The organism is Bacillus sp. FSL K6-0972, from assembly GCF_037976035.1.
Lineage (GTDB): Bacteria > Bacillota > Bacilli > Bacillales > Bacillaceae > Bacillus > Bacillus haynesii.
The window spans coordinates 4,278,200-4,294,437 of sequence record NZ_CP150260.1; the positions used below are offsets into that span (position 1 = coordinate 4,278,200).

General features: G+C 46.3%; 12 protein-coding genes. 5 read left to right on the forward strand and 7 right to left on the reverse strand.

What is annotated here, in order from left to right; genetic code table 11:
• Window positions 1–5: 5 nt before the first annotated feature.
• The 6 genes from MKX80_RS21700 to iolA form a co-directional block, all read right to left on the reverse strand.
• On the reverse strand, window positions 6–1,310 hold the full coding sequence (locus MKX80_RS21700; protein WP_154999291.1) for an MFS transporter: 1,305 nt from the start codon (window positions 1,308–1,310) through the stop codon (window positions 6–8).
• A 12-nt stretch (window positions 1,311–1,322) separates the two neighbouring features.
• The gene (gene iolE / locus MKX80_RS21705; protein ID WP_154999290.1) at window positions 1,323–2,225 is read right to left on the reverse strand and encodes a myo-inosose-2 dehydratase; all 903 of its coding nucleotides are present in this window, start codon (window positions 2,223–2,225) and stop codon (window positions 1,323–1,325) included.
• Window positions 2,226–2,238: 13 nt separating this feature from the next.
• A complete protein-coding gene (gene iolD, locus MKX80_RS21710) occupies window positions 2,239–4,152 on the reverse strand; it encodes a 3D-(3,5/4)-trihydroxycyclohexane-1,2-dione acylhydrolase (decyclizing) (RefSeq protein ID WP_268343256.1) in 1,914 nt (637 codons plus the stop codon).
• A 31-nt stretch (window positions 4,153–4,183) separates the two neighbouring features.
• Window positions 4,184–5,161: a 5-dehydro-2-deoxygluconokinase gene (iolC, locus tag MKX80_RS21715; RefSeq protein ID WP_154999288.1), complete on the reverse strand. Its 978-nt coding sequence runs from the start codon at window positions 5,159–5,161 to the stop codon at window positions 4,184–4,186.
• A gap of 27 nt (window positions 5,162–5,188) precedes the next feature.
• Window positions 5,189–6,004 carry a 5-deoxy-glucuronate isomerase gene (iolB, locus tag MKX80_RS21720; protein WP_020453546.1) on the reverse strand — a complete coding sequence of 272 codons (816 nt, stop codon included), beginning with the start codon at window positions 6,002–6,004 and terminating at the stop codon, window positions 5,189–5,191.
• Window positions 6,005–6,078: 74 nt separating this feature from the next.
• Window positions 6,079–7,542, reverse strand: a complete 1,464-nt coding sequence (gene iolA / locus MKX80_RS21725; protein WP_268343255.1) for a methylmalonate-semialdehyde dehydrogenase — start codon at window positions 7,540–7,542, stop codon at window positions 6,079–6,081.
• Between the two features lie 467 nt (window positions 7,543–8,009).
• Here iolA and MKX80_RS21730 point away from each other — a divergent pair, with 467 nt between their 5' ends.
• The 4 genes from MKX80_RS21730 (at window position 8,010) to glpT (ending at window position 12,324) form a co-directional block, all read left to right on the forward strand.
• Complete coding sequence (locus tag MKX80_RS21730) at window positions 8,010–8,774, forward strand: DeoR/GlpR family DNA-binding transcription regulator (protein WP_025810534.1); 765 nt, start codon at window positions 8,010–8,012, stop codon at window positions 8,772–8,774.
• A gap of 83 nt (window positions 8,775–8,857) precedes the next feature.
• A complete protein-coding gene (locus MKX80_RS21735; RefSeq protein ID WP_268293823.1) occupies window positions 8,858–9,793 on the forward strand; it encodes an aldo/keto reductase in 936 nt (311 codons plus the stop codon).
• Window positions 9,794–10,049: 256 nt separating this feature from the next.
• Window positions 10,050–10,943: a glycerophosphodiester phosphodiesterase gene (locus MKX80_RS21740; protein WP_268343254.1), complete on the forward strand. Its 894-nt coding sequence runs from the start codon at window positions 10,050–10,052 to the stop codon at window positions 10,941–10,943.
• A 22-nt stretch (window positions 10,944–10,965) separates the two neighbouring features.
• The gene (glpT, locus tag MKX80_RS21745) at window positions 10,966–12,324 is read left to right on the forward strand and encodes a glycerol-3-phosphate transporter (protein WP_268343253.1); all 1,359 of its coding nucleotides are present in this window, start codon (window positions 10,966–10,968) and stop codon (window positions 12,322–12,324) included.
• 51 nt (window positions 12,325–12,375) lie between these two features.
• Here glpT and htpG read toward each other — a convergent pair whose 3' ends face one another.
• Window positions 12,376–14,256 carry a molecular chaperone HtpG gene (htpG, locus tag MKX80_RS21750; RefSeq protein WP_268310598.1) on the reverse strand — a complete coding sequence of 627 codons (1,881 nt, stop codon included), beginning with the start codon at window positions 14,254–14,256 and terminating at the stop codon, window positions 12,376–12,378.
• A gap of 426 nt (window positions 14,257–14,682) precedes the next feature.
• On the opposite strand from htpG, the gene MKX80_RS21755 reads away from it, so the two are divergent.
• Window positions 14,683–16,221 carry an ABC-F family ATP-binding cassette domain-containing protein gene (locus tag MKX80_RS21755; RefSeq protein ID WP_268342965.1) on the forward strand — a complete coding sequence of 513 codons (1,539 nt, stop codon included), beginning with the start codon at window positions 14,683–14,685 and terminating at the stop codon, window positions 16,219–16,221.
• Window positions 16,222–16,238: the final 17 nt, after the last annotated feature.

Sequence of the window (16,238 nt, forward strand, 5' to 3'; positions counted from 1 at the left end):
TGTAGTTACATAATTTTTCTTGTTTGCACTTGCCCAGCTTGAGCCGGAGGAGTCCCATACAGCTCTTCCTGAATTTGTTCAAGCGACTTACCGGATGTATTCGGTGCAAAAAAGAGCCCGATGAGCATGCTGGCCGTTACACATCCAAGGAGAATGGCCGCCATAAATGCAATTCCAAAATTCGAGATGATCATTGGAACGAAAAGGCTCCAAGCCCCGATTGAGATACGAACGAGGAAGAACATCAATCCTTGTGCAGATGCGCGATATTCCGTCGGGAAAATTTCACTCGCCCATAATTGATAATTGGCCTGTTGCCCGGCCCCATTGTTTAGGCCGATCATCACGATAAAGAGGATGAGAATCGGCATGCCCTCTGCCGGAAGCAGAAACAATGACCAGCCAATCACCGCCGCAAATGCGGAGATCCCAAACACTGTCTTCCTGTATTTGTCTGCAAACGGCATGAAGATAAAAGCGACGCCAAGCCCGGTGAAAATAAACAGCCCCATCTGCAAAATGTTTGCCATGGTCGCTGACACATCGCCGACCTGCTGATAAATGTAAGGCATAAAAAACCCCATGACACCTGCAGCCAGATTCCAAACCAAGTACACGCCCATTAAGAATAAAATGCTTTTCAAATACTTAGGCTGAAGCAAATCGAGATAAGACGTCTTCGGCTTCCTGACGGCTTGAGCCGATTCGGATTGATCCTGCCAGGCATCGGATTCCGGCAGCCTTTTCCGCAGAACATAAGTGATCAATGCGATAACGAGCAAATGCCCAAACACGATTTTATTGCCCAATAAGCCTAAATCACCAAGCAGGACCGACAGCAGCAGGACCACAACCGCTCCCGCCGCCCATGCGACCTGTGCAACCCCGCAATGACGCGCCCTGTTTTTCTTAGGTGCGTTCTCTGCGATGATCGTCCAGGAAGCCGTAATATCAGCTCCTACCGATAAACCGATAATAATGTAACCGCTTAACAAAAAGGGAAAGCTGGTGCCGAACAATACTAAACAAATTCCCAGTGCATAAATCAGCATACTGTTCGTATAGACAGCCTTTCGGCCAATCTTGTCGGCCAAAAAGCCTCCGAGCAGCGCTCCGATTGCTGCCGAGATGGCGTTGGCGCTAAATGCGCCGAGCAGTCCGATCTGTGTATCAGAAAGCTTCAGGTAACTGACCCATAAAGATAATCCTGCCGATCCTGCGACAATGGAGCCTGCATCAATGTAATTTGCCAAAGCTGCTGCGACGGTTCGTTTATTGAATGGTGAGACTGCTGCACTTCCATTGCTCAATTTAGAGCCCCCTTAATTGGTTGCTGGGACATTCAACAAGTGACGATCGATGTACTTTCTGGCGATCAATGCGTATTCAAGCGGGTTGGCAACATCGGGATCCTGCTCGGCTTCCACTACGATCCAGCCGGAATAGCCGTGCTTTAGAAGCGTTTGATAGACTTCTCTAAAATCGATGCAGCCGTCGCCAGGAACTGTGAACATCCCTTGCAAAAACGCCTGTTGAAACGATTTTCCTTCCTGCTTGCATTTCTCCATGATCTTAATGCGCGCGTCTTTAAAATGAACGTGCCCAATACGGTCAATATGCTTCTCTAAAATGTTCATATAAGTTCCATCTGAAATGTAGGCATGCCCAGTATCATACAGAAGGTGCACGAGTGCCGGGTCAGTTCCCGCCATGAGCCGGTCCACCTCTTCCTCTGTCTGCACGCCTGTGCCGAGGTGATGATGGTAGACAAGCTTCAGGCCGTACCGGCCGGCGATTTCCCCGAGGTGATTTAAACCTGCAAATAGCCGCTGCCATTCTTCATCGGTGAAATAAGGCTTTTCTTTAAACACGTTTTTATCCAAGCCCTGCACACTGTACGTCTGTTCTGATACGACCGCAACATCGGCATGGACGTCTTTCAAGTACTGGCAGTGAGCCGCAAATTCCTTGGCTGTTTCTTCAATGCCGTCCCGAATGATATAGCTGCTGAACCACTTGCCGGCAATCCTTAGATTCCTCAGCTCGAGCTCTTTATTGAGAATGGCCGGTTCCGGAAAAAAGCCGCCCACTTCCGTGCCTTGAAATCCTGCAACAACAATGTCGCTCAACAAATGCTGAAGTGTGTTTCCCGCGCCGATTTCCGGAATATCATCGTTCCGCCATCCTATGGGGGCGATGCCCCATAGAATTTGTGTCTTGCCCATCCTGGTGCCTCCTTTAATACTGCTTTGCAGATTCCAGCATTTTTTCTTTTGCTTCATACGCCTTTTGCACGCTTTCCTGTTCGGAAACTTCTGCAACACCTACGTGCCACCAGCTGTCATAGCCGTCCGTCATCGTCTTCGGCAACACCTTCATTTCGATCAATGTTGAGACATCTTGTTTTTTGGCATCTTCCAGCGCTGCTTTTAATTCTTCAATCGTGTTCGCTTTGTAGGTTTTCGCTCCATAGCCTTCGGCCACTTTTGCGTAGTCGACGTTGAGAATCTGATTGTCTGCTGTTCGGAATTCACAGTAGTAGCTGCCGCTTCCGTGGTCCATTTGCAGGTTGTTGATACAGCCGAATCCTGAGTTGTCAAAGAGCAGTACGTTGATTTTTTTATTATATTGGATTGCTGTAATGAGCTCTGAGTGGAGCATCAGGAAGCTTCCGTCTCCGACCAGTGAATAAACTTCTCTATCAGGATGAGCCAATTTCAAGCCGAGCGTTCCCGATACTTCATATCCCATGCAGGAGTAGCCGTATTCCAGGTGGTACGTATTCGGTTCGTTTGAATGCCACAGCCGCTGCAGATCTCCCGGCAAAGAGCCTGCTGAACAAATGACGACGCTGTCCGGATCAACTGTTTCATTGATGGCGAGCAATGCCGTTGTTTGCGGCAGTTCGGTTTGCAGCACATCCGCGTATTCGTTGAGTATTTCTTGAGAAAAATGATCTTTAATTTCAGGTGTGAAGTTTTCGCGCTTAAATGTTATCTTGCTTAAGCGATCGCGTTCAGCAAGCCATTCGTCTTTCAGCTCCTTGATGGTTGAACCGAATTCGCTCTTATAGCCTTCCAATAAACCGTGCAGCTTGCCGAGCGTTACTTTTGCATCGGCAACGACTTGGAAAGCATCCAGTTTATATGCCTGCATTCTGTTGACATTGATGTTTAAAAACTTTGAGTTGTCAAAGTCAAAAGCGGTTTTTGATGATGTCGCGAAATCGGTATAGCGCGTGCCGATTCCAATGATCAGGTCAGCCCCGCGAGCCGCTTTGTTTGCCGCCAGCGTACCGGTGATTCCCATTCCGCCCAAGTTGTTGGCAAAATCAGCTTCCACTGTAGATTTCCCGGCCTGAGTTTCCACCAGCGGAATATTGTACGCTTCAGACATTGCGATCAGTTCGTCGCGCGCTCCGGAATATTTCGCTCCGCCACCGACCAAGATGAGCGGTTTTTTGCTCGACTTGATCAGTTCTGCCGCTCCCTTTAGTTCACGCTCGCTCGGCTCTTTGCGGTCAATATAATGAACGCGTTTCTCAAAAAAGCTTTCATCGAAATCATAGGCTTCGCCTTCAACATCTTGAGAAATGCAAATCGTTGCAGGACCCGCTTTTGCAGGATCTGTCATCACTTCAAAAGCACGAATCAGACTGCTCATCAACTGTTCAGGGCGCGTAATGCGGTCCCAATACCTCGAAACAGGCTTCAATGCATCGTTCGTCGTAATCGCCGCACTGTATTCCTGTTCTACTTGCTGAAGAACAGGATCAGGCTGTCTCGTGGCAAATGTATCGGCTGGAATCAAGAGAACTGGAATGTTGTTCGCAAGCGCCGTACCTGCGGCGGCCACAAGGTTAGCTGCTCCCGGTCCGACTGATGTCGACACGGCATAGATCTTCCTTCTCAGCATCTGCTTGCTGTAAGCCATTGCTGCATGCGCCATTCCCTGCTCATTCTTGCCTTGAAACACCTTTAAATGACCCGCATCCTGTTCAAGCGCTTGGCCGATTCCAACGACGTTCCCATGGCCGAAAATCGTAAAGATTCCCTCGACAAACGGTGTTTCTTCACCATCTACATGGATGTACTGTTGATTTAAGAATTTAATTAACGCTTGTGCTGTAGTTAAACGTATTTTCTTGCCCACAAACGATCCCACCTTTATTCATATTCTTCATTTAAGACTGAGCCGCGATAAGCTCTTCAATCTCGGCGACTGTCGGCATTGCTTCAGATGAGCTGTGTTTGGAAACAACAATTGATGCGGAAGCGCTTCCGTATTTCAGCGCGGTTTCAATATCTTTGCCTGTAACGAGTCCGTAGAGGAAGGCGGAAGCGTATGAATCGCCCGCTCCAAACGTTTTCAAGACCTTCGTTTTGTATGCTTTCGCCCGGAAGACGTCCCCGGATTTGCTGTATGCATATGAACCTTCGACACCGTGCTTGATAACGACAAGATCTGCGGAATGGGCAAACAAATGCTGAACAGATTCTTCATTGCTGCCGCCGTTCTTATTTTCCATTACATCAAACTCATCACGCGTCCCAATGACAATGTCTGATTGTTCGGCAACGAGCGTATAGTAAACGGCCGTTTCCTCTGCAGATGCCCACGTATATGGACGATAGTCAAGCTCAAAGACCACTTTCACTTGATGCTTTTTCGCCAGCTGCACGGCTTTCAGCACAGCTTCGCGGGAAGGGCTTTTAGCCAGCGCCGTACCTGACACAAGAAGCATCTTCGATTTTGCAATATAGTCTTCGTTCACTTCAGAAGGGGCAAGGTAAAGATCTGCAACATCATCCCTGTACATTAAAATGCTGCATTCTTCAGGGCTTAAAATCTCTGTGAAAGCAAGCCCCGCTTTATGTCCGTCTTTATCGACCGCCATTTGTGACGTATCGACACCAGTATTTCTCATATAGGTTTCGATGAATCTGCCGTGCTGGTCATCCGGAATCTTGCCGATAAAGCCGGTCTTCAAGCCTAATTTGGAACTGCCGATTGCAATATTAGCCGGGGAGCCGCCGACATATTTTGAAAATGTCATCGTCTGCTCCATCGGTCTGTTGTATTCGACTGCGTTTAAATCGATGCATGCGCGGCCGATCGCTACAATGTCAAATTCTTTCTCTTCATTAAACGTATACTTCATCTTCAACAGCCTCTCCTTGCCTTATTGTTAGCGTTCCAAAATCCATTCATGGTCAGGGTCGTTATGAAACTTCCATTTACGCGTCGGCCCTGCCATCACGTTTAAATAATAGGATGTGTATCCGTCAGGCACCCCGACAGGATGGTATCCGGCCGGCACGATGACAACGTTTCCATTTTCAACAGTCATCGTCTCGTCGATGGAACGGTCATCCGTGTAGACGCGCTGAAATACAAAGCCTTGCTGCGGGTCAAGTTCATGGTAGTACGTTTCTTCTAAAAAGGACTCTTCAGGCAAGTTGTCTTGATCATGCTTGTGCGGAGGATAGCTGGACCAGTTTCCGCTTTCAGTGTAGACTTCGACAACTAAAAGACTGTTCGCTGAAGGATCTGAATCCGGAAGTATGTTATGAACGGTTCGTTTATTGCTGAATTTCCCCCGGTTCTCAATACCGTTGTCTTCAGCTTTGATCAGCTTCGTCGGCAGCTGGTTTTCAGAAGGGGAATAGCACAGGGCAACTCTTGCCTCTGTGACCGCGGTAATGCCGAACTTGCGGTCATTTGACACATATACGCTGTCGGTCGGCTTTCTTTCGAAAACGCTTTCTCTTGTGCCGATATTTTCAAATGTCTGTTCATGATCGGTTACGGTAATCTTTCCGGTAAGCGCGACGATGCAGCATTCTTGTTTGCTCAGCGATTCTTCATAGCTTGATCCCGGTGCAAGATCAAGGACTTTAAACTCGACATAACTTAGATCCGAATTCGATTTTTTCACTTCGTGTACAAGCTTCACGCCTTGTGACAGCTCATTCGCCTGCGGCTTGCGCAACAAATGACTCATGAATAAAGCCTCCTTTTCAAACTTGAAACATGATCCGAACAGCGCGGGAACCGCGCCGCTCGGTTTTTTCACAATTAATTGAAGTCAGGCGCCGGATATCTTGCAGTGACGACCTTTTTGCGCGTATAGAAATCGACGCTGTCTTTTCCGTTGGCATGCAATGTACCAAAGAACGAAGACTTCCATCCGGAGAACGGGAAGAATGCCATCGGAGCCGGTACACCCAGGTTGATGCCGAGCATTCCCGCATCAATGTTTTCACGGAAATAGCGGATCGCATTCGAATTCGATGTGAACAAACATGCGCCGTTTGCAAATTCGGATTGGTTGGCGATGTCAACAGCTTCTTTCAAGTTCTTCACACGGATGACTGACAATACAGGAGCAAAAATTTCGTCTTTCCAGATCGTCATATCAGTTGTGACATTGTCAAAGATTGTCGGGCCGACGAAATAGCCTTCATCTGTCACATTTTCGCGTCCGTCGCAGACAAGTTCCGCACCCTCTTCAACTCCTTTTTGTATATAGCCGAGTGTGCGTTTCTTGTTGTCTTCGCGAATGACAGGTCCGAGGAATACACCGTCGTCAAGTCCGTTTCCGATCTTGACTTCAGATGCTTTCTGAACCAATTTCTCCATGAACTCATCTGCGATTCCTTCTTCAACCGTTACTACTGCACATGCCATGCAGCGTTCGCCGGCAGATCCGAAAGCAGCGCCGATAATATTTGTTACCGTATCTTCAAGATTGGCATCGTTCAGAACGATGGTATGGTTTTTAGCACCTGTCAGCGATTGAACGCGTTTCAGGTTTTCGCTTCCTTTTTTATAGACATATTCTCCGACCGGTTTTGAACCGACGAATGAAATCGCTTTAATTTCCGGGTGTTCGAGAATGCCGTTTACTACATCATGCGCACCGTATACCACATTGAAGACCCCTTTAGGAAGTCCGGCTTTTTCAAACAGTTCAACAAGCTTTTCCGTCAAGAGCGGCGTCCGCTCGGAAGGCTTCAGAATAAATGTGTTTCCTAGCGCAATGGCCATTGGGAACATCCAGCACGGTACCATCATCGGGAAGTTAAATGGTGCAATTCCGCCGACAACTCCGATCGGATAACGGTAGTTCGCTGCTTCAACATCGGTTGCAATTGTAGCGAGTGAATCTCCCATCATCAGGGAAGGCGCTCCAGCTGCATACTCGACATTCTCGATGCCGCGTCCAACTTCGCCCAACGCCTCTTTCGTGTTTTTTCCGTTTTCAATCGTGATGAGGTGGGCGAGCTCCTCTTTATGCTGAGTTAAAAGTTGCTGAAAGTTAAATAGAATTCTTGCCCGGCGTGGAACGGCTACTTTTGACCATGTTTTAAACGCTTCAGCCGCTGTTTGCGCTGCGTATTCGATATCCTCGCGCGTCGAGATCGGCACCTGACACAGCACTTCTTTCGTCGCAGGATTGATTACATCTTCATATTTGTCGGTTTTGCTTTCAACCCATTCTCCATTAATATAGTTTCTTAACTTTCTGATTTCTGCCATTCTTATAACCTCCTTGAATATTAAACATCTCCTGGTACAGATGGGGCAGGTTCCAACCATTATGTATGAATGCCGAACAGCTCTTCAGTGCATAACGGATTTTCGCAAAAAACAGGAATTAAACGCTTACAAAAGAAATTAATGAATAGAACTCTGATTTTATCAAAAGAACCGCGACGCAATAAAACGTTTACACTCAGAAATTTCTCAACTTTATCACGTTTTGGTCACTTCTTGGTTATATTCTAATCCGGTCTTACCCATAAGTCAATCAAAATCATTAAATTTTTCTTTTGTAAGATTTGCAGAAAACCTTAAAACGATTTAGAAAAACATTGTATAATAAAAAGAAACAGGACAAATCTTGCAAAAAATAATCACCAATGTTATCATTTTTTAAGCAATTATTGGTTAACTTTTGGGTTTATCATATATATATCCAAATATACTAGAAGGAGATACTTGGTATGAAGTTAATGCGGATCAAAGAAATGGAAGAATATATTTTGACCAATGGCACCGTTTCGCTTGATGAGCTTTGCCAGGTTTTTAATGTTTCCAAAAACACGGTCAGACGCGACATTAACAAGCTGACCGAGAAAGGAGTTATAAAAAAAGTCTACGGCGGCGTAACGGCGATCGAAAAAACGGCCTTAATCCCATTTGAAAACAGAACCATTCAAAACAAAGATGCCAAGATGAAAATCGCGCACTACGCTTCACGCTTTATTGAAGACCATGATCTGATCTTTATCGATTCCGGCACAACGACCCAATCTATTTTGGAAACTCTTGATCCAAATAAAAATGTAACCGTTTTAACGAACAGCCTCGACATTATCAACGCTGCTGCAGCGATGCAAAATATAAATTTGATCATCATCGGCAGCAACTACAAACGGAAAACGCAGTCCTTCGTCGGCATGGATGATCCGGGAACATTGGATAAATATAATATTAATAAAGCTTTCATGTCGGCAACAGGAGCAACACTTACCCATGGACTGACAAACTCCGATCTGCTTGAATACGAAATTAAAAAGAAAATATCCGAAAAAGCAAAACAAGTATACTTGCTGGCCGACCATTCCAAATTCGGGAAGTCGACCTTGCTGACGTACGCGCCGTTTGACAGATTGCACGCGATCGTCACATCTCAGGCGCTGGATGAGGAATATCACGAGTACTGTAAAGAACGCAACATTGAAATCCATTTGGCAAAACATGTATAGTTAAGTGGACTCCCTTGACCGGCTGTTTCCAAGCGGCCGGCCAAGTTTATTTATCAACACATCATTTCAGGAGGGGAATCCAAATGAAAAAAGTTAAAGTTGGCAAATCAGACTTGCACGTATTTCCGATTGGTTTGGGAACCAATGCCGTCGGAGGTCATAACCTTTATCCGAATCTCAATGAAGAAACGGGAAAAGAATTGGTGCGGGAAGCAATCAGAAACGGCGTCACATTTTTAGATACCGCCTACATATACGGCATCGGCCGTTCCGAAGAATTAATCGGCGAAGTCCTCAAAGAATTCAACCGCGAGGATGTCGTGATTGCGACAAAAGCCGCCCATAAAAAAGAAGGCGACGATTTTGTCTATGACAACTCCCCTGCATTTTTGAAAAAGTCTGTTGAAGAAAGCCTGAAGCGTCTGCAAACTGACTACATCGACCTTTTCTATATCCATTTCCCTGATGAGAACACGCCGAAAGACGAAGCGGTTCAAGCGCTCCATGAACTGAAGCAGGAAGGCAAAATCAGAGCGATCGGGGTATCCAACTTTTCACTTGAGCAGCTGAAAGAAGCGAACAAAGACGGATTGGTGGATGTGCTCCAAGGCGAATACAACCTGCTGAACAGGGAAGCTGAGACGACATTCTTCCCGTATACACAGGAGCATAACATCTCATTTGTTCCTTACTTTCCGCTCGTCTCCGGATTGCTCGCCGGAAAATACAGCGAAGATACAACGTTCCCGGAAGGCGACCTGAGAAGAGAAATGGAAAACTTCCAAGGCGAACGCTTCAAAGAAAACATTGGAAAAGTGAACCAGCTTGCGCCGATTGCGGAAAAACACAATGTTGACATCGCCCATATCGTCTTGGCCTGGTACTTGGCACGACCTGAAATCGACGTGTTAATCCCGGGCGCCAAACGCGCTGATCAGCTGATCGACAACCTCAAAACGGCAGAAATCAATCTGTCTCAAGAGGACATTGATTTCATCGATCGGCTGTTTGCCCGCTAAATGATCAGGAAACCTATCTTAAAAGATAGGTTTCTTTATTTTCAAAATCGTATTGACAGCGCTTCCATTTTTGATATGATAGGAAAGAAGTTAATACAAGTGATGGAGAATGGGAGATTCACAATAAGACCCTTTTGTGCCAGGGGTTTTTTGTGGATCTCTCTTTTTATTCGTCACATAAGGAGGCGAAAAAAACCGGAATGGAATGAACCGGCACCAACATTCAGCATAACGACTTGAAAGGGGAAATCATTTGATGAAAAAACTTGTCCGCAGCATCTTCCTTATAACGGCTGCAATCGCTGCCGCCGGTTTTGGACTCAGCGGGCATGCGGAGGCGGCAAGCCATTCCCAGCCGCAGCTCAACCCGAACAAGCTATTAAATGTCGCGCACCGCGGCGCATCGGGTCATGCTCCCGAACACACGCTTTTGGCTTATAAGCTTGGGCAAAAAATGAAAGGCGATTACATAGAAATCGATCTTCAAATGACAAAAGACGGCCATTTAGTCGCCATGCACGATGAGACATTGGATCGCACGACCAATGGTACGGGTTTTGTCAAAGACTATACGCTGAAAGAAATCAAACAGCTTGATGCAGGCTCCTGGTTTAACGAAGCATATCCTGAGCGGGCAAAACCGGAGTACGTTGGGCTGAAAGTGCCTACCCTGGAAGAAATCATCCAAACATTCGGGAGAAGCGCGCGCTACTATATCGAAACAAAATCACCGGAAGACTATGATCATATGGAAGAAAAGCTCCTGGACATTCTGGAGCAATACAAACTGACCGGGGCAAACATTCATTCAAGCAAAGTCATCATTCAATCTTTTAGTCCTGAAAGCTTAAAAATCATTCATAACGCTAATCCAAACATTCCGCTTGTGCAATTATTATGGTACGACAAACCTGCTGCCATTACTGACGCCGAATTAAAACAATATCAATCTTACAGCGTCGGACTCGGCATGAACTTTGACCGCATTGACCGGGCATACGTGCAAAAAATTCGAAGCACCGGCATGCTGGTCCATCCTTATACCGTGAATGAAAAAGAAGACATGAAGCGGCTGCTCGATTGGGGAGCGACCGGAATGTTCACCAACTTTCCGGACCGGCTGCTCGATGTTTTGCGTGAAAAGAAGTAAATGAATAAAGAAGGGGTATACCATGTTAAAACTGTTTAAGCCAGCACCGCCGATTGAGCGGCTGCCGGAAGATCAAATTGATTCGGAATATAAGAAATTCAGACTGCAAGTTTTTCTCGGCATCTTCATCGGTTATGCGGCATACTATTTAATTCGCAAAAATTTCTCGCTTGCCATGCCTTATTTGATCGAAGAGGGATTTTCAAAGTCGGCGCTCGGCTTTGCCTTATCCGCTCTATCCATCTCTTACGGGCTGAGCAAGTTCGTGATGGCCACCATATCAGACCGGAGCAATCCGAGGATGTTCCTGCCCGCCGGTTTGATCCTTTCCGCTGTCATCAGCTTATTGATGGGATTTGTTCCTTTCTTCACCTCATCGATTGCCATTATGTTTATCATGCTGTTCTTAAACGGCTGGTTCCAGGGCATGGGATGGCCGCCGTCAGGGCGTGTCCTTGTCCACTGGTTCAGCGTCAGCGAAAGGGGAAATAAAACCGCCATATGGAATGTCGCCCACAATGTCGGCGGAGGACTGATGGCGCCGATTGCTGTTGCCGGTGTCGCCATCTTCTCAGGCATTACGGGATCTGCTACAGGCTATGAAGGTGTATTTATTTTACCCGCCTTAGTCGCGATCGCCGTTGCCGTCATTTCTTACTGGCTGATCCGGGATACGCCGCAGTCTGTCGGACTGCCTCCAATCGAGGAATACCGCAACGATTATTCAAGCAAATCGAAGAAAACATTTGAAACGGAATTATCAACGAAAGAAATCCTTTTCAAATATGTATTAAACAATAAATGGGTGTGGGCGATCGCGCTTGCCAACATTTTTGTGTACTTCGTCCGCTACGGTGTTCTGGATTGGGCTCCAACCTATTTAAGCGAAGAAAAAGGCTTTGACATGAGCAAATCAAGCGTCGCTTATTTTCTGTATGAATGGGCGGGAATTCCGGGGACATTGCTTTGCGGCTGGATCTCTGACAAATGGTTTAAAGGACGCCGCGGACCGGCAGGCTTTGTCTTTATGGTAGGTGTTTTGATCGCAGTGCTTGTGTACTGGTTCAATCCAGCCGGCAATCCAATGATTGACATGGCGTCATTGATCGCGATCGGGTTCCTCATTTACGGTCCCGTCATGCTGATCGGTCTTCAGGCGCTTGACTTTGTTCCGAAAAAAGCGGCCGGTACGGCTGCTGGATTGACGGGTCTGTTCGGTTACCTGGGCGGAACCTTGACGGCGAATGCGCTGATGGGTGTTATCGTCGATGCATCCGGCTGGAATGCGGGCTTTACACTCTTAACCGCTTCATGTGCAATCGCAGCACTCATCTTTGCGATGACATGGAATGTGCGGGGACAGGAAGTTGTGAAGCATTAACATCAAAAAAAGATACATCTCGCACGAAGCTGAGATGTATCTTTTTTATTTTTATGCCATCACTTTGCATATATCGTTCGTAAATTCAACGGGGTCTTCGATTGGCAAGCCTTCTATCAGCAGCGCCTGGTTGTACAGGAGGCCGGTGTACAGCTTGAATTTATCTTTGTCGTTTTCAAAAGCATCCTGCAATGTTTTGAAGACTTCGTGGTTTGTGTTGATTTCCAATGCTTTATCAGCCTTTACATGCTGGTTGTCAGGCATTGCGTTTAAGATTTTCTCCATCTCGATGGTGACTTCTCCGTCAGCGGCAAGGCATACAGAGTGAGTTTTCAGCCGTTTTGACGCCCTTACGCTTTTCACTTTTCCATCAAGAGTCTTTTTCATCTCTTCAAACAAGTCTTTGTATTGGCTGTCGTCCTCGTCTGATTGGTTTTGCTCATCATCATTTTCGATTCCGAGGTCACCGCTGGATACTGACTTGAATTCTTTTTCTTGATAATTCGCCAGCATTTTGATGGCGAACTCATCGATATCCTCGGTGAAATAAAGGATTTCATACCCTTTTTCCGAAACCAGCTCTGTTTGAGGAAGCTTTTCAATTCGGTCATACGATTCGCCTGATGCATAATAAATGTATTTTTGATCCTCTGGCATTCTGGATACATATTCATCAAGGGTGACCAGCTTTTTCTCTTTTGATGAATAGAAAAGCAGCAGGTCTTTCAACAGATCTTTATGGGCTCCAAAATCATTGTATACCCCGAATTTAAGCTGTCTGCCAAACGATTGATAAAAAGACTCGTATTTTTCTCTGTCATTTTTCAACAAGCTTTTCAGTTCATTCTTGATTTTTTTGCTGATGTTTTTGGCAATCAGCTTCAGCTGCCTGTCATGCTGGAGCATCTCCCTCGAAATGTTGAGCGATAAATCTTCTGAATCGACCATTCCTTTGACAAAGCTGAAGTGGTCAGGCAGCAGGTTCGGACACTTTTCCATGATCAGCACACCGTTCGAATACAGTTCCAGACCCTTCTCGAATTCCTTCGTGTAGTAGTTGAACGGAATGTTTTCAGGAATGAATAAAATCGCATGGTATCTCACCGCACCGTCTACGCTTGTATGGACGTGTGCGAGAGGCTTGTCAAAACCGTAATGCTTTTCCTTATAAAACGCCTCATAATCTTCATCTTTCAGTTCGCTTTTGTTTTTTCGCCAAATCGGCACCATGCTGTTGACCGTCTGTTCTTCCTTGACTTCTTCAAATTCGTTTTCGGCGCCTTCTTTCGGCTTGTTGACCGTGACATCCATCTTGATCGGATAGCGGATGAAATCAGAGTATGTTTTGATGATCGCTTTTAAGCGATGGACATCCAAGTATTCATCATAGTTTTCATCATCTGTGTTCTCTTTCAGCTTCAATATGACATCGGTTCCGGCTGATTCTTTCGCAGCCGGTTCGATCGTATAGCCGTCGGCCCCGGCTGATTCCCATTGATACGCTTCATCGCTGCCATGGGCTTTTGTCATGACGGTGACGGTCTCAGCAACCATAAATGCGGCGTAGAAACCGACGCCGAACTGGCCGATAATATCGTGCCCGTCTTTTAATTCGTTTTCTTGTTTAAACGCAAGTGAGCCGCTCTTAGCAATTGTACCAAGATGTTCTTCAAGCTCCTCTTTCGTCATGCCGATCCCAGTGTCCGCAATGGTCAGCGTTCTGTTTTCTTTATCTGCGGAGATTTTTATGTAGTAGTCGTCTTTGTTGAACGTAAGTGAATCATCTGTCAGCGCTTTATAGTAGATTTTATCGATGGCATCGCTCGCATTGGATATCAGCTCCCTTAAAAAGACTTCCTTTTGGGAATAAATCGAGTTGATCATGATGTCCAGCAATCTCTTGGATTCTGCTTTGAATTCTTTTTTAGCCATCTGTCCCTCTCCTCTTTTGCTCATATGATATACATATATCGTTCGATTCTGTTCACAAATTAAATAACACACTGCCTGCACGATGTCAATTCATATGGCAGCGGTTTGACAACCGGCACTCCGCTTCATATAATGTGTTGTGAAGGTAAATTTGACCAAAATGAGGTGGAAAGGAATGAAAATCTTATCAACTGTTCTTAAAAGAGAATTGGCTTAAAGACGGGAGAAGTCTGCCCTTTTTTAGACAAGCCATCTCGGGAACAGTTTGATACGATTTGACATCCTTTCTTGCTGTATTTTAAATATGTAGCGGGTAAGGTGTAGTTTGCCTTACCCGTTTTTTTGTCGGACAGGATAGCGAGGTTTCACGCTGTTCTCTTTAGATGGCTTGTTTTTTCAAAAATAAGCCTGAAGGAGAGAATCACCATGAGTATTGTTCATGTCACGAATCTGACCCATATATATGGAGACCGGATGATCTTTCAAGATGCCGGGTTCCGCCTGCTGAAAGGCGAACATGCCGGTCTCGTCGGTGCAAACGGAGCCGGAAAGTCGACATTGCTGCGCATCTTGACGGGAAGCCTTCTGCCCGATCAAGGAAACATTGAATGGCAGCCAAACATTCGGACCGGCTTTCTTGAACAGCATGCCAAGCTGACGGAAGGCACCACCATCCTTCAGTACATGGAGAAAGCGTATGGCCGGCTGTTTGAAATCGAAAGGCAAATGAATGGGCTTGCCGAAAAAATGGCCGATGCCGGAGACAATCTGGAGGCCGTCCTGAAAAGATACGGAGAGCTCCAAGCCGAACTGGAAGCTTCGGGTTTTTACCAAATCGGGACGAAAATTGAGGATGCCGCCCAAGGCCTCGGCTTGGCGGAAATCGGGCTTGACCAGGATGTCACGGCTTTAAGCGGGGGGCAGCGTACAAAGCTGCTGCTGGCCAAGCTGCTGCTTGAAGAACCTGATGTGCTGCTGTTGGATGAGCCAACCAACTATTTGGATGCCACACACATTGAGTGGCTGACTGGCTACTTGAAAAACTATGAGCACGCATTTCTCGTCATCTCTCATGACGAAGGCTTCTTAAATGAAATCACGACGGTTACATTCCATCTGGAGCATCAAACGATCAAACGGTACCCTGGCAACTATCAATATTTTCTGAAGGAATATGCGCAAAACAAGGCACAAGCTGAAGCCGCATACGCCAAACAGAACAGGGAAATCAAAAAGTTAGAGGCGTTTATCGACCGGAACAGGGTTCGAAAGGCGAAGCAGGCCAAAAGCAGGGAGAAAGCATTAAGCAAAATCAAACGAATCGAAAAACCGACAGATTCTTATGTCCCAAGCTTTGCATTTAAAACAGGGCGAAATCCGGCGATGACTGTACTCAAAACGGAAAATCTTGAAGCCGGCTACACAGTTTCATTATTTAAGCCTCTTTCTCTGACCGTAAAACGGGGCGATAAAATCGCCATTATCGGAGAAAACGGCGCCGGAAAATCGACACTCATTAAAACGCTGCTCGGTGATCTCAAGCCTCTAAGCGGCACCGTCACAGCGGGACAGCATTTACAGGCGGCCTATTTCAGGCAGGAAAGTCCGGCTTCTCATGATACATCGCTTGAAAAATTGCGGGCGTCCTTTCCTGATCTATCGGAAAAAGACATCAGGCAGACACTCGCGATATCCGGTTTGACACCAAAGCATATCAGCCAGCCCCTTTCTACGCTGAGCGGCGGTGAACAGGCAAAGGTCCGGCTGGCGGAGCTGATGCTTTCAAACAGCAATCTGCTTGTTCTTGATGAGCCGACAAACCACCTTGACGCATTGGCAAAGCGTGCGTTAAAGCAAGCGCTCTGCGACTATAAGGGAACGATTTTGCTCGTTTCCCATGAACCGTCTTTTTATGAAGACTGGGTAACTCATATTTGGCAGATTGAAGCATGGCTCGTTAAATAAGTAAAAGCCGGCCCTTA